This window comes from Nostoc sp. DedSLP03, assembly GCF_034530815.1.
Lineage (GTDB): Bacteria > Cyanobacteriota > Cyanobacteriia > Cyanobacteriales > Nostocaceae > Nostoc.
In genome coordinates this window covers 54,956-79,436 of the sequence record NZ_JAVRCK010000038.1, presented here as the reverse complement: position 1 = coordinate 79,436, position 24,481 = coordinate 54,956, and the positions used below count along the sequence as shown (strand labels likewise).

Annotated in this window: 21 protein-coding genes and 1 tRNA gene; 7 read left to right on the top strand and 15 right to left on the bottom strand. The window is 41.2% G+C overall.

Going from position 1 to position 24,481, the window contains the following annotated elements:
- The coding region (gene nadC / locus RM368_RS19235) for a carboxylating nicotinate-nucleotide diphosphorylase (protein ID WP_322695541.1) at positions 1 to 832 on the top strand (832 nt) is incomplete at its 5' end.
- A 400-nt stretch (positions 833 to 1,232) separates the two neighbouring features.
- On the opposite strand, the gene RM368_RS19230 is transcribed toward nadC, so the two are convergent.
- Entirely contained in the window at positions 1,233 to 1,736 is a 504-nt protein-coding gene (locus RM368_RS19230; protein ID WP_322695540.1) for an N-acetyltransferase family protein, read from the bottom strand.
- A gap of 629 nt (positions 1,737 to 2,365) precedes the next feature.
- Here RM368_RS19230 and RM368_RS19225 point away from each other — a divergent pair.
- Entirely contained in the window at positions 2,366 to 3,310 is a 945-nt protein-coding gene (locus RM368_RS19225; protein WP_322695539.1) for a hypothetical protein, read from the top strand.
- Between the two features lie 160 nt (positions 3,311 to 3,470).
- Here the strand turns inward: RM368_RS19225 and RM368_RS19220 are convergent, their stop codons facing one another.
- Positions 3,471 to 5,141, bottom strand: coding sequence for an ABC transporter ATP-binding protein (locus RM368_RS19220; RefSeq protein ID WP_322695538.1), 1,671 nt, complete (start codon positions 5,139 to 5,141; stop codon positions 3,471 to 3,473).
- A gap of 365 nt (positions 5,142 to 5,506) precedes the next feature.
- Here RM368_RS19220 and RM368_RS19215 point away from each other — a divergent pair, with 365 nt between their 5' ends.
- The gene (locus RM368_RS19215; protein WP_322695537.1) at positions 5,507 to 5,749 is read left to right on the top strand and encodes a hypothetical protein; all 243 of its coding nucleotides are present in this window, start codon (positions 5,507 to 5,509) and stop codon (positions 5,747 to 5,749) included.
- Between the two features lie 16 nt (positions 5,750 to 5,765).
- Here RM368_RS19215 and RM368_RS19210 read toward each other — a convergent pair whose 3' ends face one another.
- Together RM368_RS19210 and RM368_RS19205 are read right to left on the bottom strand one after the other, a co-directional pair.
- The gene (locus RM368_RS19210) at positions 5,766 to 6,551 is read right to left on the bottom strand and encodes an RNA methyltransferase (RefSeq protein WP_322695536.1); all 786 of its coding nucleotides are present in this window, start codon (positions 6,549 to 6,551) and stop codon (positions 5,766 to 5,768) included.
- Positions 6,552 to 6,664: 113 nt separating this feature from the next.
- A tRNA-Leu gene (locus tag RM368_RS19205) sits at positions 6,665 to 6,745 on the bottom strand.
- Positions 6,746 to 7,166: 421 nt separating this feature from the next.
- Here RM368_RS19205 and murA point away from each other — a divergent pair.
- Entirely contained in the window at positions 7,167 to 8,534 is a 1,368-nt protein-coding gene (gene murA / locus RM368_RS19200; RefSeq protein WP_322695544.1) for a UDP-N-acetylglucosamine 1-carboxyvinyltransferase, read from the top strand.
- Positions 8,535 to 9,021: 487 nt separating this feature from the next.
- Here the strand turns inward: murA and RM368_RS19195 are convergent, their stop codons facing one another.
- The 5 genes from RM368_RS19195 to RM368_RS19175 form a co-directional block, all read right to left on the bottom strand.
- On the bottom strand, positions 9,022 to 9,318 hold the full coding sequence (locus RM368_RS19195; protein ID WP_322695535.1) for a type II toxin-antitoxin system RelE/ParE family toxin: 297 nt from the start codon (positions 9,316 to 9,318) through the stop codon (positions 9,022 to 9,024).
- Positions 9,315 to 9,539 carry an addiction module protein gene (locus RM368_RS19190; protein ID WP_322695534.1) on the bottom strand — a complete coding sequence of 75 codons (225 nt, stop codon included), beginning with the start codon at positions 9,537 to 9,539 and terminating at the stop codon, positions 9,315 to 9,317. Before RM368_RS19190 ends, RM368_RS19195 begins: the two co-directional genes overlap by 4 nt.
- A 207-nt stretch (positions 9,540 to 9,746) precedes the next feature.
- Positions 9,747 to 10,322 carry a Uma2 family endonuclease gene (locus tag RM368_RS19185; protein ID WP_322695533.1) on the bottom strand — a complete coding sequence of 192 codons (576 nt, stop codon included), beginning with the start codon at positions 10,320 to 10,322 and terminating at the stop codon, positions 9,747 to 9,749.
- 83 nt (positions 10,323 to 10,405) lie between these two features.
- Complete coding sequence (locus RM368_RS19180; RefSeq protein ID WP_322695543.1) at positions 10,406 to 10,741, bottom strand: type II toxin-antitoxin system HicB family antitoxin; 336 nt, start codon at positions 10,739 to 10,741, stop codon at positions 10,406 to 10,408.
- A complete protein-coding gene (locus tag RM368_RS19175; RefSeq protein ID WP_322695532.1) occupies positions 10,741 to 11,001 on the bottom strand; it encodes a type II toxin-antitoxin system HicA family toxin in 261 nt (86 codons plus the stop codon). The genes RM368_RS19180 and RM368_RS19175 overlap by 1 nt, the downstream gene beginning before the upstream one ends.
- Before the next feature lie 272 nt (positions 11,002 to 11,273).
- Here RM368_RS19175 and RM368_RS19170 point away from each other — a divergent pair, with 272 nt between their 5' ends.
- The gene (locus tag RM368_RS19170) at positions 11,274 to 12,125 is read left to right on the top strand and encodes a hypothetical protein (protein WP_322695531.1); all 852 of its coding nucleotides are present in this window, start codon (positions 11,274 to 11,276) and stop codon (positions 12,123 to 12,125) included.
- A 3-nt stretch (positions 12,126 to 12,128) separates the two neighbouring features.
- Here RM368_RS19170 and RM368_RS19165 read toward each other — a convergent pair whose 3' ends face one another.
- The 6 genes from RM368_RS19165 to RM368_RS19140 all read right to left on the bottom strand — a co-directional run bounded on the left by RM368_RS19165 (position 12,129) and on the right by RM368_RS19140 (position 22,066).
- On the bottom strand, positions 12,129 to 13,304 hold the full coding sequence (locus RM368_RS19165) for a DNA cytosine methyltransferase (RefSeq protein WP_322695530.1): 1,176 nt from the start codon (positions 13,302 to 13,304) through the stop codon (positions 12,129 to 12,131).
- Positions 13,305 to 13,355: 51 nt separating this feature from the next.
- Positions 13,356 to 13,664 (bottom strand): HigA family addiction module antitoxin, encoded by a 309-nt coding sequence (locus RM368_RS19160; RefSeq protein WP_322695529.1) that lies wholly within the window; start codon positions 13,662 to 13,664, stop codon positions 13,356 to 13,358.
- 51 nt (positions 13,665 to 13,715) lie between these two features.
- Positions 13,716 to 17,702, bottom strand: a complete 3,987-nt coding sequence (locus RM368_RS19155; protein ID WP_322695528.1) for a magnesium chelatase subunit H — start codon at positions 17,700 to 17,702, stop codon at positions 13,716 to 13,718.
- A 680-nt stretch (positions 17,703 to 18,382) separates the two neighbouring features.
- Positions 18,383 to 19,483 carry a galactose-1-phosphate uridylyltransferase gene (gene galT, locus RM368_RS19150; protein WP_322695527.1) on the bottom strand — a complete coding sequence of 367 codons (1,101 nt, stop codon included), beginning with the start codon at positions 19,481 to 19,483 and terminating at the stop codon, positions 18,383 to 18,385.
- Positions 19,462 to 21,318 carry a glycoside hydrolase family 2 protein gene (locus RM368_RS19145; RefSeq protein ID WP_322695526.1) on the bottom strand — a complete coding sequence of 619 codons (1,857 nt, stop codon included), beginning with the start codon at positions 21,316 to 21,318 and terminating at the stop codon, positions 19,462 to 19,464. The genes galT and RM368_RS19145 overlap by 22 nt, the downstream gene beginning before the upstream one ends.
- 541 nt (positions 21,319 to 21,859) lie before the next feature.
- Entirely contained in the window at positions 21,860 to 22,066 is a 207-nt protein-coding gene (locus RM368_RS19140) for a hypothetical protein (protein WP_322695525.1), read from the bottom strand.
- Positions 22,067 to 22,719: 653 nt separating this feature from the next.
- Between RM368_RS19140 and RM368_RS19135 the strand changes: the two genes are divergently transcribed.
- Together RM368_RS19135 and RM368_RS19130 are read left to right on the top strand one after the other, a co-directional pair.
- Positions 22,720 to 23,478, top strand: a complete 759-nt coding sequence (locus RM368_RS19135) for a PPC domain-containing protein (RefSeq protein WP_322695524.1) — start codon at positions 22,720 to 22,722, stop codon at positions 23,476 to 23,478.
- A 203-nt stretch (positions 23,479 to 23,681) separates the two neighbouring features.
- Positions 23,682 to 24,422, top strand: coding sequence for a PPC domain-containing protein (locus RM368_RS19130; RefSeq protein ID WP_322695523.1), 741 nt, complete (start codon positions 23,682 to 23,684; stop codon positions 24,420 to 24,422).
- Positions 24,423 to 24,481 lie beyond the last annotated feature (59 nt).

The window sequence follows — 24,481 nt, the reverse complement described above, 5'->3', positions numbered from 1 at the left end:
TTTAGATCCTCTCTTGCGTAGCTGGTTGGTGGAGGATATTGGTCGGGGCGATCGCACTACAAATACTCTACTAGTAGAAGATGTGACGCTAGGCTCTGCTAAATGGATGGCTAAAGATTCAGGGATAATTGCTGGCTTACCAGTTGCAGCTAGGGTGTTTCAGATTTTGAATGAAAAAGTTAGCTTTGTGGCGGTTGCGGCTGAAGGTACATGGTGTGAGCCGGGACAGGTGGTAGCTGAAATTCATGGTTCGCTGGATGCGCTGCTGATGGGGGAACGAGTCGCACTCAACTTGGCTATGCGGTTAAGTGGAATTGCTACGCTGACTAATATATATGTAGAGAAAATTGGTGATTTACCTGCTCAGTTGGTGGATACGCGTAAAACTACGCCAGGGCTAAGACTGTTAGAAAAGTACGCGACTGCTTTGGGTGGGGCGATTAATCACCGCATGGGGTTGGATGATGCGGTGATGATTAAAGATAATCACATTGCGGCTGCTGGCGGAATTGGAGAAGCTGTTACCCGTATTCGTTCTCAGATTCCTTATCCCTTGACTATAGAGGTAGAAACTGAAAGTTTAGAGCAAGTGAAAGAAGCTTTGCAGCACAAGGCTGACATTATTATGCTAGACAATATGCCTTTGGATATAATGCGTCAGGCGGTAGAGTTGATTCACCAACAGGAGAGTCGGGTAAAAATTGAAGCTTCGGGGAATGTGACTTTGGAAACGATTCGCGCTGTGGCGGAAACTGGTGTTGACTATATTTCTAGCAGCGCGCCGATTACTCAATCGAAGTGGTTAGATTTAAGTATGAGGATTGTACTTTAAATAGAAAGAGGTAAATCATCATACTGCAAAGTCATTATTGATTATTACTAATTCGAGTAAAGCCAATCAAACACATTCTGGGTAATTAAATACTTCTGTACTACTGGCTAGCGATCGCACTATGCCAGTTGCGTAAGTCCTGGCATTTTTGGAGGCTCAAAGCCTAACACAATATCTTCCTTGTAATGTGATAGCGAGTTCAATCAAATAGTTTGTAAATACAGTTGAAAATAGTAGATTTTGGTTAGACTACAATGTGAAATTAGAAAAAATGAGAAAAATGCGATCGCTTACTAATTATCTAAGAATTACCTGAGAATCATCGCAATGGTTACGGGCAATGAATTCAGATGATTTTTTACCGAACTTAATTTACAAGTCTCAGAAAATAGCGATAGCTTTAAACAACAGGTTTACTAATTTGCAGTCCCATGATTACTAAGTCTCGTTCAACGTTGTCAAGTTCGGCAATTTTAGGCAAATGTCCCCAACGTTGAAAACCAAATGTTTCAAAAAGTTTTAAACTGGGTTGATTGTGGGCAAAAATGAAGGATACTAGGCTCTTTATACCCAAACTAGGACTTTCACTAATTGCTTGTGCTAAGAGTTGTCGTCCCAAACCACACCGATGAAAGCTAGGGGCGATATAAATACTAATTTCGGCAGTCTTACTATAAGCAGGTCGCCCATAAAAAGATTGAAAACTAAGCCATCCAGCAATTACTCCTTCTACTTCGATTACCCAAAGTGGGCGCTGTGAAGGCGATCGCCCTTTAAACCAAGCAAGGCGACTTTCCACAGATACTGGTTCTAAGTCAGCGGTTGCCATGCGGCTAGGAATTGCAGTGTTGTAAATTGCCACAATTGTAGGCAAGTCAGTTTCAGTCGCATGGCGAATGATCATTGCTACCGTCTCAGAAAAAATCTTCAGAAAATATTTAAGAATAATACAGTGTTAATAGTAGCAATTCTACGGTTTCTATCGTAATTGTCACAGATACTTTGTCAGATCGGGATAGTCTACCTTAGATAAGATAATGGCTAGCCCTAGTACCAAGTATGCAATGCGCCACTATAAAAGCCACCACAGCTGTTATAACTAAAGCCAAATTACAACATCCTACTTAATGTATTTTATTTAACAGAGAAGCTTTTTAAGTTCTAACTTTTTATTTCTAAAGCATGATTCAGTATTCATCCCAGAGAAATAGATAAATTTATCATACCAGAACGAATAAAATTTTTATCTGAATATTTCTATACCGCTTTTTACTCCAAGCTTTCTATAAGAAAATAATACCTCAATTCCTTTAGCAGCATAGATTATAAATAATTATACCTGAGTGAATACATAGATATTTTATGATTTTAAATAACAACAAATTGTATGTTGTTATCCTAATAAAAGCTGGGTTTCAATTTGCTTTAATCAATACAAATTACATATATAGCTAAAGATAGAGGTTGATCTCATAGATTGGTCTTTAAAATTAATATAAATTAATAATAATAAGTAAAAACTTAAAAACTACTATGTCTAATAGTTGTTTGAATATTAATGATAAATTTAGTATTACTCAAAATACTAACGTTTCAAAAGTTGTTGAGATAGCACTTTTTATAGACCAAATAAAAAGTAGTATTTGGGTTTTTGGGATTCCATCTTGGCTTTTTGGGATAACAGATAGAAGTATAGCCGCATTTGCCGATGGTTATTTATCTCCTATAGAAATATTTCAGTTATTTACAGCCTTTTTCTTTTTTGTGAGTTGGTTATATCTAAAGCCGGAAGAAAGCTTCAATAGTAATGATTTAGACCCCAGCCAGTATCAAGAATATCTGGATCGCACTCAAGCTAATAAGCTTCAAATAAAAAAGCTCCACATGATAAGCCAGGAGTATATTTTACCGTTTCCTTATATTTGCCAAATATATCATCTATTGAGCTTAAAGCATTTGGAAACAGTTCATAAGTTTAGCCTTAACAACCTCAAAATTTTTCAAATTAGCCACTTTCAGCCCACAAATACTGGTGGAATAATTAAATTTCAAACAATATTAGACTCACCAGCGAATCCTTTGAGAATTTGGCGACAACCTATTGTAGAGGTGGATTTAATATTACACACCCCTTACACTGTTGAACTAAGTATTCCAGTTTACAATAACAAAAGAATAATTGTTATATTTCATGCTTTTCCGTTAAATGATTCAGAACATCAATTTTTTATAGATATTTATAGTGACTTAGACTGGCCAAAGCCATTATTACAAATAATATTGCATTTTGCTGCTTGCTTGACCCTATTTGAAGATTTGCCGTATTTAAGAGCTTTAGCTGAAAAAAATATAGGGCGTTTATTCAACTTAAGTAAAACTTCAAATCACGAGACTGCATTGCTATTTAAAAGATTCGTTGAACTTTATAGTTCGAGTGGAGAACCAACTAAATTAGTTGAAGGAAGGGAAGATAGTTAGGAGTTAGGAGTGAAGAACTAGGAGTTTAAAACTTCTAACTTCTGATTTTATTTAGAGACTTGCAAAAAATAAATTACCCCAAATTATTTGTAGATTTGTAAGGGCGCAAAGGTTTACGCCCTTACTACGATGGAGTGTTTTTTTACTGGAAGTCTTTTAGTTAAGCGCGTGCTAGTAAGGGAGCAGCAGCTAGTAAAGTTTTGGTATAAGGATGCTGAGGATTGGCAAAAATATTTTTTGTCAGGCCAAGTTCGACAATTTTACCACCATTCATTACGGCAATCCGATCGCACAAAAATCGAGCTAACCAAAGATCGTGAGTGATGAATAAATAAGTTAACTCAAACTCTTCCTTTAATTGCAACATCAAATCTAACACTTGCGACTGAACGCTGGCGTCTAACATACTCACTGGTTCATCGCAGATTAAGAGTTTCGGGTGAGTAATCAAAGCACGAGCGATCGCTACTCTTTGCTGTTGTCCACCAGACAAATCCGACGGATAACGCTCATAATACACTTCTGGCGGTGTTAAGCCAACTTTATTTAGCATCCACAAAACTTGTTCTTTTGCTTTGGCAGGATTGGCTAAATTGTGGATAAATAAAGGATCTGCAATACTTTGTCCCACAGTCATCGCTGGATTGAGACAAGCATGAGGATCTTGAAAAACCATTTGTATTTGTCGCCGCGAGGAACGAATTTCTTGACGCGATAGTTTAGTTAAATCCTGTCCTAAAAACTCAACTTTCCCACTAGTGGGACGAATTAGTTGCAATATTGTTCGTGATAGTGTACTTTTTCCACAACCTGATTCTCCGACTAAGCCGAGAATTTCTCCTGAATAAAGATCCAAGTTGATTCCATCTACTGCTTTAATTGTCTGCGTTTGTGTGTTAAGCAGTCGTTCGATAAAGTTAGGTTCTATAGTGTAGTGTTGCTTGAGTTCTGTAACACTCAAAATTGGAGATTGCGGATTAATAATCGGTAATTGCTTTTCTTCGTCATTGGCAATTATCAATTCTCCACTATCAGTTACTGCTTGAATATGTAATGCTGCTTTTAAAAGCGATCGCGTGTATTCATGTTGAGGTTGTTTAAATACGGTTTCTGTAGAACCCATTTCGACCATCTTACCGTTGTACATCACCCCAATGCGATCGCAATACTCAGCAACCATTGCTAAATCGTGAGAAATCAGCAACAATCCCATGTTTTCTTCACTGCACAGGCGAGTTAATTCTTGCAATATCTGCGCGGAAACGGTGACATCTAGACTGGTAGTGGGTTCGTCAGCAACAATAAACTTGGGGTTGAGGAGTAAAGCTAAAGCGATCGCTACCCGTTGTCGCATTCCACCGCTAAACTCATGAGGATACTGATTCCAGCGACTAGGGGGAATATTTACCTTTGCCAAGGTAGCAAGTGCTTTTTCTTTAGCTTCCCGCGTTGATAATTCTGGTGAGTGCGCTTGGAGGGTTTCGATACAATGCTTACCAATGGTCATCAAAGGATCGAGGCGTGTCATGGGATCTTGAAAAATTAAGGCGATCGCCTCTCCCCGAAATTTCCGCACCTGGTTAGGTGTCAAGTCAAACACGGACTGTCCTTGAAATGTCACCCGTCCCTGAATCCGGCTAGAGGATGGTAGTAAACGCATTACTGCTCGTCCGATAGTTGATTTACCACAACCTGACTCTCCCACCAATCCCATTCTTTCACCTGGTTTCAAGGTGAAAGATACATCATCAACCGCCCAGCTTGTTTTTTCTCCACTTCGCCCAGGATAGGCAACTTGCAGATTTTCGATACAGAATAAGGCTTCACTCATAATTAGTTATCAGCCCTGAGCTACCAGTTTTTATAATTTCAAATTTAGGATAGTCTATCAAATGAAGAAGAATCCAGAACTCAGGAGTCAGAATTCAGAATAAATTCTGTACGACTGGGTGATAGCGCAGCTGAATCTTTTTCCTTGCTTATTACTCTATCCCTTTATAGGTAGAGTAATAAGCAATTCTGAATTCTGAATTCTGACTACTGACTCCTGTTAATTAGAGACAGCTATCGATATTCTTCATAAGCACTGCTAAAGTTGATACAGCACACAACTACGATCTTATTAGTGCGAAATTTAAATCTCTTGGAACTAGAATCAAAATTAAGTCAGTAAATCAGGATTTTTAAGTTAATATTATGGAGCAAAATCAGCCAGAACAACGGCGCGCTGCCGATCGAGTGTTTCAACAATCCCTCGAACAGTTGGAGGATATCTTACAAGAAATTTCGACTGAGGAAGAAGATATCCCCCAACTGCATACTAGTAATTTTACTGAAGTCGAACTCGATCGAGACTTGACAGATATTGATTTAGCGGCTCTTGAGGACGCAGTTGCTGATATTGAACAATATCTCGAAGAAATAACAAAAACCAAATAAGGATAAAAAGTTAAATTCATTGCTGACAAATCAATTGCCGTTGAGCTTCGTACAACATTAAAGCAGCTGCGATCGCCACATTCAAGGATTCCACTCCAGGACTCAAAGGAATTCTTACTTGGTGGTCTGCGATCGCTGCTAATTCTGCTGACAATCCAGCACCTTCATTTCCCAGTAAAATCATACTGGGTTTTCGCCAGTCCACTTCCCAATAAGTTAAAGTCGCATCGGGTAAGGTTGCCACTACCTGCATTCCTGCCTGCTGACTTTGTTGGACTGTCGCTTTTAAATCTTCGGTTACGGCTGTTGCGAGGCGAAACCATTGCCCTGCGGAAGCCCGGAGAACTTTAGGGCTATCTAAATCTACACTATCTCCACTGACCCACAACCCTGATGCTCCTGCGGCGGCGGCGGTGCGAATCATCGTACCCAGGTTGCCGGGATCTTGTATCGTCTCTAAAGCTAGCACTAAACCAGTCAATGGTAGTTGAGTTTGACGTTGGCTTCGTTTTGCCGTTGCCACCACACCATCTGGTTGGACTGTGGTCGCGATCGCATCCAAGACTTCTCTACTGACAATTTCGGCGCGATCGCAGCGGCTACAAGCTTCTTCCCACAGCAAAGGATGGGCGACTTGCCAATCTGGGGTACAACACACTGTTTCTAGTGGGTAATTGACTGCACAAGCTTCTTCTAACAAGTGCGTCCCTTCTAGTAAAAATAACTGTTGCTTATGCCTCTCCTTGGTGGAGTGCAGCTTGCGAATTTGTTTGACTAAGGAATTCTGTAAACTGGTTAACATTAAAAAGTTAGGAGTTAGGAGTAGAGAAGCGATTAATCGCATCCGTGCAGGAGTTAATTTAGTTTTCTTAAACTCATAACTCTTAACTTCTAACTCCTAACTTGATAATAATATGCGGAACCCGGGACTTGAACCCGGAAGCCTTGCGGCACTAGAACCTGAATCTAGCGCGTCTGCCATTCCGCCAGTTCCGCTGGCATTTTTGCTTATCGACAATTTCTTATTATTGCGTTATGTTTTACCTTTGTCAAGTAAAAGGTGTCAAGTAAAAGCATAATGCCTCGTTAAAAGTCTCTAACTGGAAACGAGTTTTTTAGGTACAAGGTCGAATCAAAATATTAACTCGACAGTACAGCATTGATTTTTAGAGAATACTTAAGTTATTTTACTGAGTATTTAATTTTGCTTAAAACTACTGCTGATTCATTCTTTTTTTTAATTTTTTTAAAAAGCTCAAAAAGCCTGCTACTACTTCTTTTCAGCCTGAATTGTTACCCAAAAAACAATTTTTTTATACCAAACAGTGCTTTAAAACGTGGACATTTTGAATCTTTACTGTAGAATCAAAACCAACTTCAAACATATAAAATACGTATTACTTTTGGAGGTAGGCTTATTAATCCTTCTACCATCTTACCAGATGCCAAAATTACTCCAGAAGCAGACTCCTCAGTCTTGCAAATTTGGGGTGGGCATCCTTTGCAGGGTCATGTGAAAATTAGCGGGGCAAAAAATTCAGCACTGGTAATCATGGCTGGAGCCTTGCTGTGTCCGGGCGATTGTCGTATCCGTAATGTCCCTTTGTTAGCGGACGTAGAGCGGATGGGTCAGGTGTTATCAGCTTTGGGTGTGCAATTAACCCGACAAGGTGACATTTTAGACATCAACGCCAGCGAAATTAAAACATCAAAAGCTCCCTACGAATTAGTTACCCAGTTGAGAGCGAGTTTTTTCGCCATTGGAGCCATTTTGGCAAGACTGGGAGTAGCACAGATGCCTTTACCAGGCGGTTGTGCGATCGGGGCAAGACCAGTTGACTTGCACGTTCGAGGACTGCAAGCAATGGGAGCGGAAGTACAAATTGAACATGGCATTTGTAATGCTTATGTTCCTGGCAGCAGCCGGAGATTAAAAGGTGCGAACATTTACTTAGACATTGCCAGTGTTGGAGCGACGGAAAACTTGATGATGGCGGCTACCCTAGCAGAGGGTGAAACGGTCATCGAAAATGCTGCCAGAGAACCGGAAGTAGTCGATCTAGCTAACTTCTGTAACGCAATGGGAGCGAAGATTAAGGGCGCGGGGACTAGCAGAATTGTGATCGAAGGAGTCCCCAAGTTGCATTCTGTTGACTACAGCATTATTCCCGATCGCATTGAGGCTGGGACGTTTTTGCTAGCAGCAGCAATTACCCGCTCAGAACTTATTCTCTCGCCAGTGGCTCCAGAACATCTCATCCCAGTAATTGCCAAGTTGCGGGATATTGGAGTAACAATAATTGATGAAAAGCCTAACCAATTACACATTCTGCCAGCGGAAACCCTTAAGGCAACTGATATTGAAACTCAATACCATCCAGGTTTCCCCACAGATATGCAAGCACCATTCATGGCTTTGCTAGCAGTGGCAGAAGGCGACAGCGTAATTAACGAATCCGTCTTTGAAAATCGCTTGCGTCATGCCTCAGAGTTGAATCGTTTGGGGGCAGATATTCGTGTCAAAGGCAATGCTGCTTTCGTTCGGGGAGTACCAAAATTATCTGGCGCCCCAGTATTAGGTACAGACTTACGAGCATCGGCAGCGTTAGTCATCGCCGGACTAGCGGCAGAAGGACAAACCACAATTCAGGGTTTACAACACCTCGATCGCGGCTACGATCGACTTGATATGAAGTTGCAGCAATTGGGGGCTAAAATCCTTCGTGTGGGCGAAACCTCAACAGATGCAGAAATCGCTCCCAGCATCACTAGTCTATCAAGTTGAAATCGATCGGTTAAGACTGATGCTGGGATCAGAGGAACAAGGGAGACAAGGTAAAATCTTCTCCCTTGTCTTTCTTTATCTCTCCGATCTATTCCTTACAATCTGCTAAATTCTCCTGATAGATAGAGGCTTTTAAGCTTTGCCTATATCTTTTTTTGATGAATATTCTGGAAAAATCTGTGTTGGCTGTTACAATATTGTTAAGAAAAGTTGCCCGTTGCATTTTGGGAACGCGCAATTGGGTTTTAACTCTCTTGAGAAGACAACGCAAAAACATTTTTTAGACCAGCTGTGGGAGGCTGGTCTTTTTGTTTTTCAAGTTTTCACAAATTATACTTATATCTTTAAGTATAATACTCATGCTGTTTTATTAATTACTTTTATTTCTGTGTCTACGACGGGCTACGCCTACGCTTTGCAGAAAACCTCAAAAATAAAGCGTAGACACGTAACGGCTTGTCGGTAGACATCGCTCGTAATTATAGTCTTAGGTTCGCGTCTGCCACGATTTTGGATCTCTACGACCATGAAAAATTGCCGTTACTATTACTCGACTCGAGACAATCCGATAGTACACAGCATAGGGAAATCGTTGCACAACTGCTCGTCGAATATCACTGTAGACAATTACATAGGATTCTGGCATCTGAGAGATTCGATTCACTGTTTCGTCTACACAGTCTAAAAACTCGTCACCCAGACCGAGTTTCTGACTCTCGTACCAACTGTGTGCATCATTAAGTTCTTCTCGAACCTCTGGGCGAAACACTAGGACATAATTCATTGCTGTCCCTTAATTGATGCTTTGATTTCCTCCCAAGTCAACACATTATCTGGATTTGAATCGTAGTCAGCAGTTCGACGATCGAGTTCTCGCTTTTGTGCTTCGGTTAAATCAGGGTAAACTTGCTCTGCTGCGATGCTATCCCAAATTGCCTGCACAATACGGATTCTATCTTCAACACTAAGAGTTGCGATTTCGTTCAAAGTAGCTGTGATATCCATGCTGATTAACTGGGAGTGAGGAAGCAACTGCTAACACCTTAAATATAGCGGACAAGATTTTGTCCATCAAATCAAACCCTGCATCTGCTTTGATGCCCAATAGAGCGATTTCTACAACGGGCTATTCGGTGTCGCTTTGCAGAAAACCTCAGAAATAAAGCGATACCTACGGTGAGCTACGCCTATGCATTTCGTATTTTAATCAATTCACCAAATATCTTCAAAATTAAGCACAAATTCCGGTAGCACATCTTCTCCTGATAAACTAGCAGGAGATTGCAGCACTTCAACATCTTTACCAGAGCGATAAATTTCTACTTGCCGAGTTTCTAAATCAATTAACCAACCTAATCTTGCACCGTTTTTTCGGTACTCTTGCATTTTATTTTGTAGCCTTGTTAAACAATCAGTATCAGAACGCAATTCCACTACAAAATCAGGACATACAGGTGGAAATTTCTCTTTTTGCTCCTGTGTGAGAGAATTCCATCTGTTACGTTTTAACCAAGATGCGTCAGGCGATCGCACTGCCCCATTTGGTAAAATAAACCCAACCGAAGAACCAAAGGCTACACCTAGTGACTCATCACGATTCCACACTCCAAGTTGAGCAGTTAAATTAGCATTGCGGTTGCTGGTTAAACCTCCGACTAAAGGCATTAGTAGCAATGTGCCATCAGCATTACGCTCAAATCTGATTAATTCATTTATCTGACATAACTGGAAGAATTCCTCATCTGTTATTAGAAGAACAGGGGCAAAGTTGATAGTTAACGCATCCATAGAAAAATTTAAACTTGAATATTTCCATGAAAATACCAAAGGCGAATGCACTTTAGCGAAAAACATATTTAGAATGATTGACTTTAAGTATTGATTACTTTATCCGCAGCACCAGTTAAGATTTCATCCATCCAAGCATTTATGCTTTTGCCAGTCTTTTTAGCAGCAATAAATATTTTGCGGTGGTGTTCTGGTGTTGTGCGGAATGGAAGTTTACCAGAGAATGGTTTATCAGGCTCCTCTCCTAGTTCTTCACAGAAAGCAAGATAATCATCAACAGAAATTTGAAATTCTTGACGCGCTTCGTCTACAGTTTTTGCTTTAAAGGTAATTACGTCATTAATATCTAGGACTTGGCCAAAAAGTATTCCTGCTTCTACATCTACTTCTATACTAGCTGTGTATCCTTTATAAGTCATCATATTTCAATTCCTGCCTTAATTAAAAATTCTCTAACAGATTTGACTGCTCCTTTATCTGTCTCATTTTGAGGATGCGGTTCGTGAAAAACAGCTTTCACATCATTTAATTTCACACGAACCCGCGAACCTTTACCTTGAGTAATATCAGCACCGAGAGCTATAAATAAACTTTCAATATCTTTCCAAAGAATATTAGATGGTACAGGATTTGTAAAAATTAACTCTAAAATTTGACGTTGTTTGTTATTGAGATCCATTTAATCAATACAATTACAGCCATCTTACAGTTAAGTTGAATATAGCCACAGATTTAATGATATCATATTATGATATCGTTGAAAAGATAGAAGCGTAGCGGCTTGTCGTTAGACATCGCTTGTTGTGGAAGAGTGAGTGCGATCGCTTTGCAGAAAACCTCAAAACTAAAGCGATCGCTTGTTGTGGAATAATGGTGCGTTAGCGTAGCTTACCATAGGTATCGCTAATTCTATGATTGTACGCTCCGGCTATGGGTTTTGTTTAAGAGTGAGTGAGCGGCATAATTTTAGGGAATACTAAGAAAGCCCAATCAGTTGCAATAGCTTTTATGTCTAGTGCGTTAACAGCTGAAACTTTAATTCCACTTACTGTCCTAGAACGTAAAGCCTTAATTTTACATCATGCTTCGTTAATTGATGTAATTCACATTGCCGATAAAGATTTACATAAAGCATATAAGTATGCAAAAGTTATTTCTTTAATAGCACCTGCTTATTTTGAATATCAAATTGCACAAGACAAGCATAATGGCTCTGTTTTAGAATTAAATATACAATCTCAGTTAATTAGCAGTCAAACTGATAAATTTGCGGATAATTTTATTGACTGGCTAAAAGCAGATTTTGAAAAGAAAAGCGCAATAATTGACCATTATCCTAACCCAAAAAATCTTTTTGAACTATGTGGAGCCAAATTGCTGGTAACTAGCAACTCAGCAACAAGGAGCCTTAGCACAACAATGGGAAATCTTTGGGAAAAAATATCTAATATAAGTCCTTATATTATTAACCCAGAATTGGAATTTGGAATTAAAATTACTGGTATTGATATTATTATTTTTTCAGAAGAAACGGTTAAATTTGCACAACTAAAAACTCTAAAAGGTACATTAACTGGTTCTCAAGCGCCTAGAGCCAAAAAAGAATTAATTATTCATCAAAACCCTTTATTTATAGCAGCTTTTAATTTAGGTAAGTGGACATTTAACGATCCGAACATTCCTCGCATTGCTGGTAAAGAATTTTGGGAGCAAATTCACATGGATTATAACCTTGTTGAAAGTCATGTCAGAAATATGTTACAGAAAATTGATCGGGCTTTTACTGAGTTAGCTGCAAAGTAAATTTTATAAATCAAACAGCGACAGCTGTTGAACCATCTCTTTGCCTTTTAGCCTATTTCCTTGAATTAAGTTGAAAAGATAAGTACCAATTTCTTTTGCAAGTAGTACTGGTACTGCATTACCAATTTGCTTATATTTAGAAGTTACGGAACCATAAAAAACCCAATCATCAGGAAAAGTTTGGATTCTTGCAGACTCGCGTACACTTAAAGAACGCAACTCCACAGGATGACACATATCTGTAGCTTTTTGAAGTGGACTTGTTGTAATTGTTGGTGAAGGTTTATCCCAAGACAATCTTCTATAAAAACCGACTTTTCCACCTCCTGAATTATAAGCACCTCCCATAGCTTCTTTTTTTAATTCTTCTGGTAAATATCTCCAGTTTTGTCCTGATTCCAATAATCTTAAAAATTTCAAACGATTTTCGGAATAAGCGATAAACTCTGGTTCTGGATCAACTAAATTTATTAAAGCGTCTCTTAAAGTTAGCCATTTAGGTAAATTTTTACCATTTTTACTATATTTAGCAATAGGAAATGTAGCCACTTCTTGATCTCTAGAACCAATAAAAATTACACGCTCTCTGTTTTGAGGAACACCGTAATCTGCTGCTTCTAAAAGATTAGAAATCACGTAATAGCCTAGTTCCGTCATTTCTGCTAATACTATCCTTAACGCAGCACCAGCTATTTCATCAGGTTCTAAAGGTGGATAATCTTTTCCCCGCTGGTTAATTGGCCTGTGACGAAGAGGAGCAGACAAGATACCTCTGACATTTTCCATTAAGAAAAAACGAGGTTGGATTTCTTTAACAATCCGAATAAAGTCCATAAATAAACTACCACGAGGGTCTATTATCGAACCTCTTTTTCCTGCGGTACTAAATGGCTGACAAGGTGGACCACCTGTTATTAAGTCTACTTCACCAGGACGTAAGGCTCTACCTAAATCTAAAACTCTTCCGCCTTCCTCAAGTAATTCTTGGGAACTGACTTTTTCTATTTCTCTGGGAACAGCACTTTCTTGCAATAATGGTCTATTAATAAGAATAGTTTTTGTAGCATCAGGGTCTTTTTCTACTATACTTACTGTATGAAATCCCGCTTGTTCTATACCCAAGTCTAAACCAAAAGCCCCTGTAAATAAGGAAATAGAAATAGCTTTACTATCTATCATCGTGATTGCTCCCAAGCAATTATTGTCATGAATTATAGTAGTATTTTTTTACTATAATGTCATAACTTGCTCGTATTCTTCTTTATGGCTTTGCAAAGCATCCCAAAGCTCAACTTTTTGCTGAAGATTGAGCCAAAGTCTTGGGCCATTTCCTAAAGCTTTACCAAGACGTATTGCTATATCTACTGTAATTGGTCTTTGACCATTAATAATTTCCTGAGTTATTTTATTAGATACTCCTAAAATTTCTGCAAACTTTGGGGTATTAATATCTAAATCATCTAAAATATCTGCAATTACTTCGCCAGGATGTATTGGTTTTATTAATCTATCATTAGTAATATCTTGCCAATTATCCATAATTAATCTTATCTCATTGTTAAGGCAGGCATAAAGCCTGCCCATGTAATCCTAGTCTATCCCTTCAATCCGGTCTTCAACTTCTTGGTACAACTCGCGCAGACGATCTAAATTCTCCTCGCTAGTCTCCCAATAACCGCGTCCATTCACTTCCAACAAAGTTGATACAACTTTGCGGAAAGAATGGGGATTGAGGTTCATTAAGCGTTTCTGCATTTCTTCATCTTTGATGAAGGTTTCGTTAGTATCCTCGTAAATCCAGTTATCCACAGCACCGGCTGTTGCACTCCAACCCATTGTGTTGACCAATCGCTTGGAGAGTTCGCGCACACCTTCATAACCGTGATTTAGCATCCCCTCGTACCACTTGGGATTTAATAATTTGGTACGCGCATCCAAACGCACGGTTTCTGTTAATGTCCGTACTTGAGCGTTAGCTGTGGTTGTATCTGCAATATAAGATGCTGGTTTTTTACCATCACCACGCAGATTTGCCACCAGCTTAGTGGGATCGGAATCAAAGTAGTGAGAAACATCCGTTAAGCTAATCTCAGAGGAATCGAGATTTTGGAAAGTTGCATCAGCAGTTTTTAATGTGCTTTCAAAAATCTGCCGGGATTCGTCCATGATTCCGGGGTTATCGGAATTGAAGGAGAAGGATTTGCGGTTGAGATACATTTCCTGCAACTCAGCTTCACTATCCCAAGTGCTGTTTTCTACCGCCAAGTTGATATTTGACGAGTAGGAACCAGAAGCGTTGGAGAAAACGCGAGTCGCGGCTTGACGCAGATTAATCCCCATATCTTGGGCTTGCTGCAAAGCGTGTTTGCGAACAAAGTTCATTTCTAAGGGTTCATCTGCCTCAGCTGCCATTTTCACGCCTTGGTCTAGCAGGTTCATTTGGTTGATGAATAAGTCGCGGAATACACCAGAACAGTTGATTACTACATCAATTCTGGGGCGTCCCAACTCTTCTAAAGGTATCAATTCCAACTTGTTCACCCGTCCCAAAGCATCGGGAACAGGACGCACGCCCACCATCCACATAATTTGCGCTAGGGATTCACCGTAAGTTTTGATGTTATCGGTTCCCCAAAGGACGCAGGCGATGGTTTCTGGCCATTTTCCATCGTTTTCGGCTTTGTTACGTGCCAAAAGCCTGTCTACAACGATTTTGGCTGATTGGACTGCTGCTGTTGTGGGGATGGATTGCGGATCTAAAGCATGGATATTCTTACCCGTGGGTAATACATCCGGGTTGCGGATGGGATCGCCACCAGGACCGGGTAAAACGTACTCACCTTCTAAGCCTTTGAGTAATGCTCCGAGTTCGTTGTCGGCACATACTTGTTGCAGGCAGAATTCCAAATACTCAAATAATGGTTTTAGGGCTGCGCCATCAACTTTGGGATAACCTGCTTTATGCAATGCTTCTACCCAAGGTTCTTTTTTGCCCATATTGAAGAAATTCAACCGGGAAACTAAAGAAACTCGTCCTTCTGCGTCGATTTGCTCTTGGACAAGGGCGGTAACTGCTGCACGGGTTGCCAAAGTGATATCTTGCAATAACTGGACATCTTCTAAAATGCCCCGATCGCTATTTTGGTAAATATCATCAATCTTACGCCCAATGCTGTTAGCGATAATTGCCGGTAAGCCTTGAAGTTCTTCTTCTTGACGATCTAGACTAGCAATATTGACGAGAGTTGCGATCGCTTCTTCTGCACTTGGCGGTTTACCAATGACGTGCAACCCACAAGGCAACAACCGCGACTCAATTTCCATCAACTTGCGGTAGACGTTGCCAACAATATTATCGCGATCGTCGGCACTCATGTCTCTGGCATCGGTTTCTGGCAGGTTGATATCCTTATCCAGATTCACGATCCGGCATTTATCCATGATGCTGTTGACAATGGGAATGCCGCGTCCGCTATCTTTCAAGGTTTGGTAGGAAGCAATTAATTCGCTGAGTTCCTTCAAACCTTTATACAACCCAGCATTTTCTGCCGGCGGTGTCAAGTAAGAAATTGTTTCGGCATAACTCCGACGTTTAGCAATTGTCGCTTCACTCGGATTATTCGCTGCGTAGTAATACAGGTTGGGAATTGAGCCAATCAAGTTATCTGGATAACAATCGCCAGACATCCCCATCTGTTTACCTGGCATGAATTCCAAGGAACCGTGTGTACCAAAGTGCAGTACAGCATCAGCTTTCCAAACTTGCTCTAGGTAAGTGTAGTAAGCAGCAAAACCGTGGTGAGGACTAGCTGAACGGGAGAATAACAGCCGCATCGGGTCGCCTTCGTAACCAAATGTCGGTTGTACACCAATGAAGACGTTACCGAATTGCTTACCATAAATTAGCAGATTTTGCCCGTCGCTGTTGAGATGTCCGGGAGGTGGGCCCCAGTTTTCCTCTAGGCGTTGAGAGTAAGGGGTCAGCGCCTCATACTCAGGAACCGACATTTTGTACGCAACGTTGAGTTCAGGGCTGCTGTACTGCGCTTGAGCGTCATGGATGACTTCTTGCATCAGCGCTTCGGCGGATTCTGGCAATTCTGGTAAGTCGTAGCCGTTATTTTTCAGGGCTTTCATCACCTCGTAGATGGAACCGAAAACATCTAAGTAAGCGGCGGTTCCAACGTTGCCTTTATCTGGTGGGAAACTGAAAACGGTGATGGCGACTTTTTTATCAAGCTTCGGCTTGCGGCGCAGATTTGCCCATTTTAAAGCGCGTTCGGCTACAGCTTCCATACGGTCTTGGAGAGCGATCGCTTTCCCTGTAGCCCCATCTCTACCCGATAAGATAATCGGCTCAATTGCTCCATCCAATTCAGGAATTGCAATTTGCAAAGCTACTTGAATTGGATGTAACCCTAAATCGCTATCCATCCACTCTTCTGTGGTTTGGAATACTAAGGGTAACGCCACCATGTAAGGACGGTTTAAGCGTTTGAGTGACTCAATTGCCTTGGGATGGTCTTGTCTGGCTGGCCCACCCACTAAAGCAAAACCAGTCAGCGATATCACTGCATCTACCAACTGTGTGTTAGTAGTTGGTTCATAAAAGTATGCATCTACAGGCTTGGAGAAATCCAAACCACCAGCAAACACAGGTAATACCCGTGCGCCTAGTGCTTCCAACTCCTGCACCATTGCCACATAATGGGCATCATCCCCTGTAACTAGGTGGGTGCGTTGCAATACTAGCCCGACACAAGGAGCTAGGGGATCTTTCAGATCGCTAGAAATATCCTTACGAGCTGTATACCAATTGAGGTATTCTCTGACATCTTCAAACATACTGGGAGCCAAAGGATGCCAAATTCCTAAATCGGGATAAACCACCGGCTGTTCGTATGTAGAAGGTGCAAAATTCTGTTTGTCTAAACCTTTAAATACATATTTATCAGCTAGCATCAGCAAGAAGTTTTCCAGATTTTCGGGAGAGCCACCTAGCCAATACTGAAAACTGAGCATGAAATTTCGGGCATCCTGTGCCTTATCCATTGGTAAAAACTTCAGCACTTGCGGCAGGGTACGCAAAAGCTTTAGCATCCCATCTTGAAATCCCGCACCGGATTTTTCTTTGCGTTTCCGCATGAATTGGGCGATCGCACTTTTTGACTGACCCAACTGTGCCAAGGAAAAGCTACCCATTTTACTCAGGCGCATTACTTCTGGCATCGAGGGAAAGACAACGGAAACGTCCAAGCGATCGCGGTGTGGTTCTACTGCCGCTACTACTTTCTGTGCTAAGTCTTCGATGAAAATGAGGGAAGCGATGAAGATATTCGCACTCTCAATTTCTCGTTTGAACTCTTCGTAATTCTCTGGGTCGCGGAGTTCCTCAATCAAGTACCCGCTGATTTCAATCGCCAAGTTGGGATTGTTCGCGTTAATCGTGCGAACTGCTTGCGACAAAGCACTCTGGTACTGGGACTCAAGCACGACATAGACCACCTTGATTAAACTACGTCCGCGTAAGTTATCAGGCGCAATGTGTCTAATGGTGGACTTGACGTGTGTGAACATGCTTCTTCGGCTCCTTTGATGCGTGTTCTCTGAAAGAAGTTCCTAGCGGCATCATCAGCCATAGGTAACTTGCGATCTTTTAGACAATATCTGTTTTTTATCAGAAAACGCTTGCCCAGTAGGCATTTTATCTTCTATATGACACAAATCGATATAAAAAACGAAATATTTCTTCGTAATTGTTGACTTTTTCTAAAAGTATTAGCTCACATATTTGTAAAATTTTCGCAATATTTTTTTATAGTTAAATAGCTATTTAGCTATTTAAATCCATTTACAAAACTAGCTTTGCTTACTAAATATTTTTTAGCAAGCATAGACAAGTTGTAATTTATAATAAGCAGTAGAAAGGCAAAGTTTCTTTCAGATTAAATTGATAAATTATCAACTACAGTTCGGTTAAGAATTTTTTGGAGAACCATAGATAGGCCTGTATTGACGCTTACACCCAACAAATTTGGGCTTTATCTTCTTCAGTTGACACCAATGAACAATACTGTGCCCCTAGCAAGGTATTTGTATCATTATTAACGTGAAACGGGATTACAGAAAAGTTAAAAACCGTCCCCGATTAGAAGGAACGGTTAAGACAGTTTATTGATGAACTAATTCAAGAGGTGGACAAACTTCCAATTTATGCGTTGATTTGTCCAGAAATTAAGTTACAGTTCTAAACCCTGTCACACCGAAATCGGTTCTTCAATGTTTACCACCACAGCTTGTAGTTCCTTCGCTTTCTCTTCCGGTAAAGCATCATTGGCAAACATCCCCGCTGCTAGTTCGGTTCCCGCTAGATACTTTAGCCTTTCGCTTGTCCGATATGGTGGAAAAAACTCGGCGTGTAAATGCGCTTCGGGATGAGCTAAACCGTCAGTTGGTGCTTGGAACCAAGCCATCAAGTAAGGAAACGGGCGATTCCACAAACCGTCATACTTGAGAGTGACAGTTTTTAACGCTTTGGCAAGTCCCCAACGTTGTTGTGGAGTCAAATCCATAAAAGTGCTAACTGGCTCTTTTGGTGCAAGCCAGACTTCATAGGGGTAACGAGCGCAGACTGGGACAAATACGATCGCATACTCATCTTGATAAATAATCCTTCGATCGTCTGCAATTTCCTTCTGAATCAAGTCTTGCAGTAAACCACGCTGATGTTTTTCATAATACTCCTGCTGCATCGCCAGCATTCGCGCTGGAACAGGCGGTATAAAAGGATAGGCGTAAATTTGCCCGTGGGGATGGTGCAATGTTACACCCACCTCTACACCTTTATTTTCAAAGGGCAGGACGTACTGGATTTGGGGATTTAATCCGAGTTCGCGGGTGCGATCGCCCCACACTTCTAACAGTAAATCTAGATGATCCAATTCTAAGGAACTCAAGGAGGCGCGGGCATCTTGAGTAAAAACCACTACCTCACAGGCTCCATTAGCTGGTAACGTTTCCACGATGGTATCAGGTGGATTGTTCGCTGTCGGAATCATTGAGGGAAAACGATTATCAAACACTGCCACATCATACTTACCTTGTGGTAGTTCCGTTGGGAACTCAGGGTTGGTGGTAGGTGCGAGGGGATTATATTCTGGAGGCGGCATGAATGTCCGCCCTTGACGGTGACTAGCATAAGCTACCCATTCGCCCCGCAAGGGGTGCCAGCGCAAGTGGGGATTAGCTTGCACTGGCTCATTACTAGGGCTAGGGGCTTCTAACTGACTAGTAATTGGGTAGCGACTGTATAATTTGAGTTTGCGTCCGTCGGGCTTTAACAGCTTGTGGGAGTACATAAACCTTGTCCTGAGAGGGTTGCTGCGCGGATTGCCTCAATGGGAAATTTCGGCGTGCGATCGCCGTACAATAAACCGTTAGCTTCTTGGAAAGTATCTGTTAATTGTGTGTAACAGAATCCGCTAAATAGCTCAATGTTATTAACTGTTTCCAAGAGAGCAGCATATTTCATTTCTAATTCGGAGATATTCGAGCAGTTTTCATATCCCCAAGCTTGATCGGCATTCGGTTGGTCGAGAGGTGCATAAGCGATGCCACCAAACTCGGTCAACATCACTGGTTGTCCCTGATGGGGATAGTTATCTAGGGTGAGGATACGTCCCCCAGGACGGCTACGCTCAAATAGATCAGATACTTGAATATCTGGTCTGTAGCGATGGGCTAATCGTTCAGGGTGGCGTTCATAGTCGTGAATAGCGAGGATGTCGGTATCTGTACTTTCCCAACCATCGTTACCAATTACTGGGCGAGTCGGATCGAGAGTCTTGGTCAGATGATACATTGCCAATACGTAGTTACGATGAGCTGCCGTCTCAGTCAAATTTGGCACTCCCCAAGATTCATTAAACGGCACCCACGCCACAATACAAGGATGGCTAACATCTCGCTTGATAATTTCCGTCCACTCATGCGTCATCCTTTCCACAGCTTTTGGCGTGAAACGGTAAGCACTGGGCATCTCCTCCCATACTAACAACCCTAAAACGTCTGCCCAATATAAAAAGCGGGGGTCTTCAATTTTTTGGTGTTTGCGCACTCCGTTAAAACCCATAGCTTTGACGAGTTCTACATCACGTCGTAATGCTTCGTCATTAGGTGGAGTCATTAATGTTTCAGGCCAATAACCTTGGTCGAGAACTAGGCGCAGATAGTAAGGACGGCCGTTGAGCATAAAGCGATCGCGCTGGATGCTGACAGTCCGCATCGCTGTATAAGATTGCACTTCATCTAACAGACGATCTTTATCCCATAGCTGAATTTGGGCATCGATCAGCGTCGGCTTTTCTGGACTCCACAGTAATTCATTACGGCAGTCGTCAATACCCGGATCGCTCAGAACAATGCGGCGGCTAATTTCCCCATTGAATACTTCATAAGTATCGCTTGCTAACAGGCGATCGCCAACGCTCAGTTTGACTTTAATTTGTACACCTGAAGTAGGTAAATTACCAGCTAGCCCAACTTCAAAGCCAATTTCCCACCTTTCGCAGTCGGGAATCCAACGAAGATTGCCGATATAAGTCTCACCTACACGTTCCAGCCACACTGTCTGCCAAATACCAGTTGTGCGAGGATACCAAATACTATGGGGTTTCAGTTGCCAATCTTGTTTACCACGAGGTTTGGCGAGGTCGTGCGGATCGTCTTGCGCCCACACTGTTACCTTTGTTGTACCACTGTTATTTAAGGTATGGGTAATATCGAGACTGAAAGAGGTGTGTCCGCCTTCATGCTCGGCTATATATTTATCGTTTACCCACACACGAGCGCGATAGTCTACAGCGCCAAAGTGTAACACTAATCTGCCGTCCCCTGGTGGCGTTTCAAATTCGCGCTCGTACCAGCAGTTTGGATGAAAACCGCGATCGTTAATCCCACTTTTGGTAGATTCGGGCGCATAAGGAACTTCTATATGATGATGCCATTCGCTAAAATCGCTCGGCTCGACACATTTTCCCTCGTCATCAAATGCGAATTTCCACAGCCCATTTAAAGATTGCCAGTGCGATCGCTTTAACAACGGTCGTGGGTGTGCTGGTGTTAAGTCCACAAAATTACTATCTGTTTTAGAGGTCAATTTAACCTCATGATTCTCTAAATCTAACAATTTCATCAAATTTCCTCCTATCCATAACTCAATCAACCCCTGCTACAGACTAAATCCAGACCCAAATATTGGGTTTCCAGATATAGCAGGAGTTTTGACCCGATCGTTCATCAATCGGTTCGAGCTAGTAGCATTATATTTTTTCGTAGTCAATACTGATACCTTCCCCACTTACGTGATGAAGTATAACAATAACGTTTATATACCCCTAGCTCGTGACATTATGGCATACACATTACCAATCTTTGCCAGGTTATCTAAAAAAAAGCATTATATTTAGGTGCCTAATTACTATCATAAATCTGCCACACGAGAAAGTGGTTGTTAGTGAAAATTTTATTTATATCAATTATTTAAGTAAATTTTTTAAAATCATTTATTAGTCAATAAGCATTAGCAAACAAAAGAGAAATAATTAAAATCAGGTCATATAAGAGAATAACGGAACCATTCATTGAATATTGCTAAATAGAGAGCATTTTTGTCTGCAACCACGCCGATGATGAAGTTAGGACTTACGCACTGAAGCCTGAAACCTAGATCCCCCCTAGACCGCGCCAACATTAGCACCTTCACGCGCAAAGGCGATCGCTACTGCCCGACCAATACCGGAATCGCCGCCTGTTACCAACGCCTTACGTCCCACTAGCCGTCCAGAAGCCTGATAACTTGTCTCACCGCGATCGGATCGGATCGCGAGATCATTTTGCTGGCTAAGACCAGGTGGCTCTTGCGGTTGTTGCGAAAAAGGCATAACACCATTTATTTGTGAGGCTGCGCCAAATTTTCTTTCTTCCTTTGTGTCCTTTGCGGTTCGTTCCTTATATATAGGTAGGACTTACGCAATAACTGTCTGAAACTTTTATTCCTACCCTTCGGGAACGCCAAGGGCGAACGTGTCCTTTGCGCCTTCACGGTACCCTTCGGAAAGCCTCTTCGCGTCTACGTTTTTCCATTATTTTGCGTAAGTCCTGATATAATTTGGCGCATTTTTATACAGAATTGATACAAGCTTTCGCCTAATTCTTCACACATCTGTTATTTCATCAAACTCATTCTAGATTACGCCAATGGTGAGTCATAAGACTTTTTATGACTAAACAATACAAAGCACTTGGAATTTACTTTAACAAACACCTAACTATAGAAGTCTTTTTCATGCTGTGCTTATTGAAAAAACAGTTTAATTTAGATTCATGGTTAAACAACAAGTTCTGAACACGGCAAGCACACAACCAAACAGCTAAGACTCTATTGAAAATAATAAATAATATTTATTTTCATCAAATTCTAAGCCACTAAATTCCAGTAAATATCGATTTAAATCGAAGATTTACATCTGTGCAAACCATAACTTAATCTGAACGAACTTGACCGCATTACAATCAACATCTAAAGGAGAAAAAAATGGCACTTTTCAATCTTGGTACACTCGGTAGTACCCCTGTTGTTAAGAATAACTCTGATTTAACTACATCCGATCCCACAGATGTCTTTAAGTTCCAAATCACCAGTGGCAAAAATATCAATCTGTCTCTGACAGATATCAGCACTGGCGATGATGCGGACATCCGACTGTTTCGAGACGCTAACAATAACGGTGTATTGGACAGCTTCGACCGAAGTGTTGGACTTGTTTCCAATCGCGGAAGCAACCAAGATGAGGCGATTAACTTTAAAACTAGCTCAGGTACTTTTTTTGCCGAAGTTTCTCGCTTTGCTCCAGGTAGTTCAGGCGATGTTAGTTACAATTTAGCCTTGTCTGCGACTGAACCTGCTGGAACTTTTCCGATTTCAGCTAGTTCTAGCAACCTTCTTCCCAAAGAATTTGTACTTGGTCACTTGTCAGGTAATACCACTCGTACAGGTAACGTCAATAACCAGAATACTACCGATGTTTACAGCTTCTCCTTGGGATTTCGTGAGGGTGTCGACATTAGATTGGAAGGATTAAGCAGCGATGCTGATATCCGGGTGATTCGAGACTCTAACAACAATCGCATCGTCGATGCAGGCGAGGTAATTGCCAGCTCTAATAATGGAGGCATTACTTCAGAACTGATTTCCAACATTAGTGTACGTGGTGACTACTTCTTGCAGGTAACTGAATTCACTGGCGCCACTAACTACAACGTGACTTTTAATCAGTTCTCTGTCCCTGCTTAAGTTTAGGCATTAGCAGTGGTGAGTAGTACTTGAAAGCTTTGTACGGCAATCCTTTCAAGGGTATGCAAATGATGCAAGCGGCAGAGAATCATACCTGAACTTTGCCGCTTTCATTCCACACTCTAAATAAAAAAATTACATCAGGCTTAACTAAAACTAATCTTGCTTTAACCAAATAACTATTTACACCAAAAAAACAAAAAATGACTAATTTCAATCTTGGTACTCTGTCTAGCACCCCTTCTCACTTTTCTTTTGAAACACCAGACCCTACTGATGTCTATCAGTTCCAAATCAGCAGTACCAGAAACGTTAACTTGTCTCTTAACGAGATTAGTGCTGGTGATGATTCCGATCTGAGACTTTTTCGAGACGTTAACGGTAACGGTATATTAGACGCGGCCGACCGAGCGAATGGATTGGTTGCAAGTTCACGCAATGGCAGCAACTTTGATGAATCAATTAATGTCAGAGCAAATGCAGGTACTTATTTTGCTGAAGTCTCTCGCTTTTCTGGTTCCGGCACTGTGACTTACGATTTAGACTGGTCTGCAACGACACCCAATTCAACACTTGATTTCAACAATCTTTTGCCCAAGGAATTTGAACTTGGTGACTTATCAGGTGATATCGCGCGTACTGGTTTTATCAGTGACAAAAATACCGCTGATGTTTACCATTTTTCTCTAGGAGGCTTTGAGGGTGTCAATATCACATTGAGCGGACTAAGCAATGATGCTGATATCCGACTAATTCGAGACTTTAATCGCAATGGCAGAGTTGAGGCAGGAGAGGAAATTGCCCGTTCTATTAACAGCGGTATTACCTCAGATATTATTTCTAATATTAAGGATGCTGGTGATTACTTTCTACAGGTCGATCAATTCAAAGGTAGCACTAATTACACTTTGAGTTTTGACCATTTCACCACCTCCGAAGCTTAAGTTTAAGCATCGAAAGTGGTGAATAGTACTTGAAAGTATTGTACGGCAATGCTTTCAAA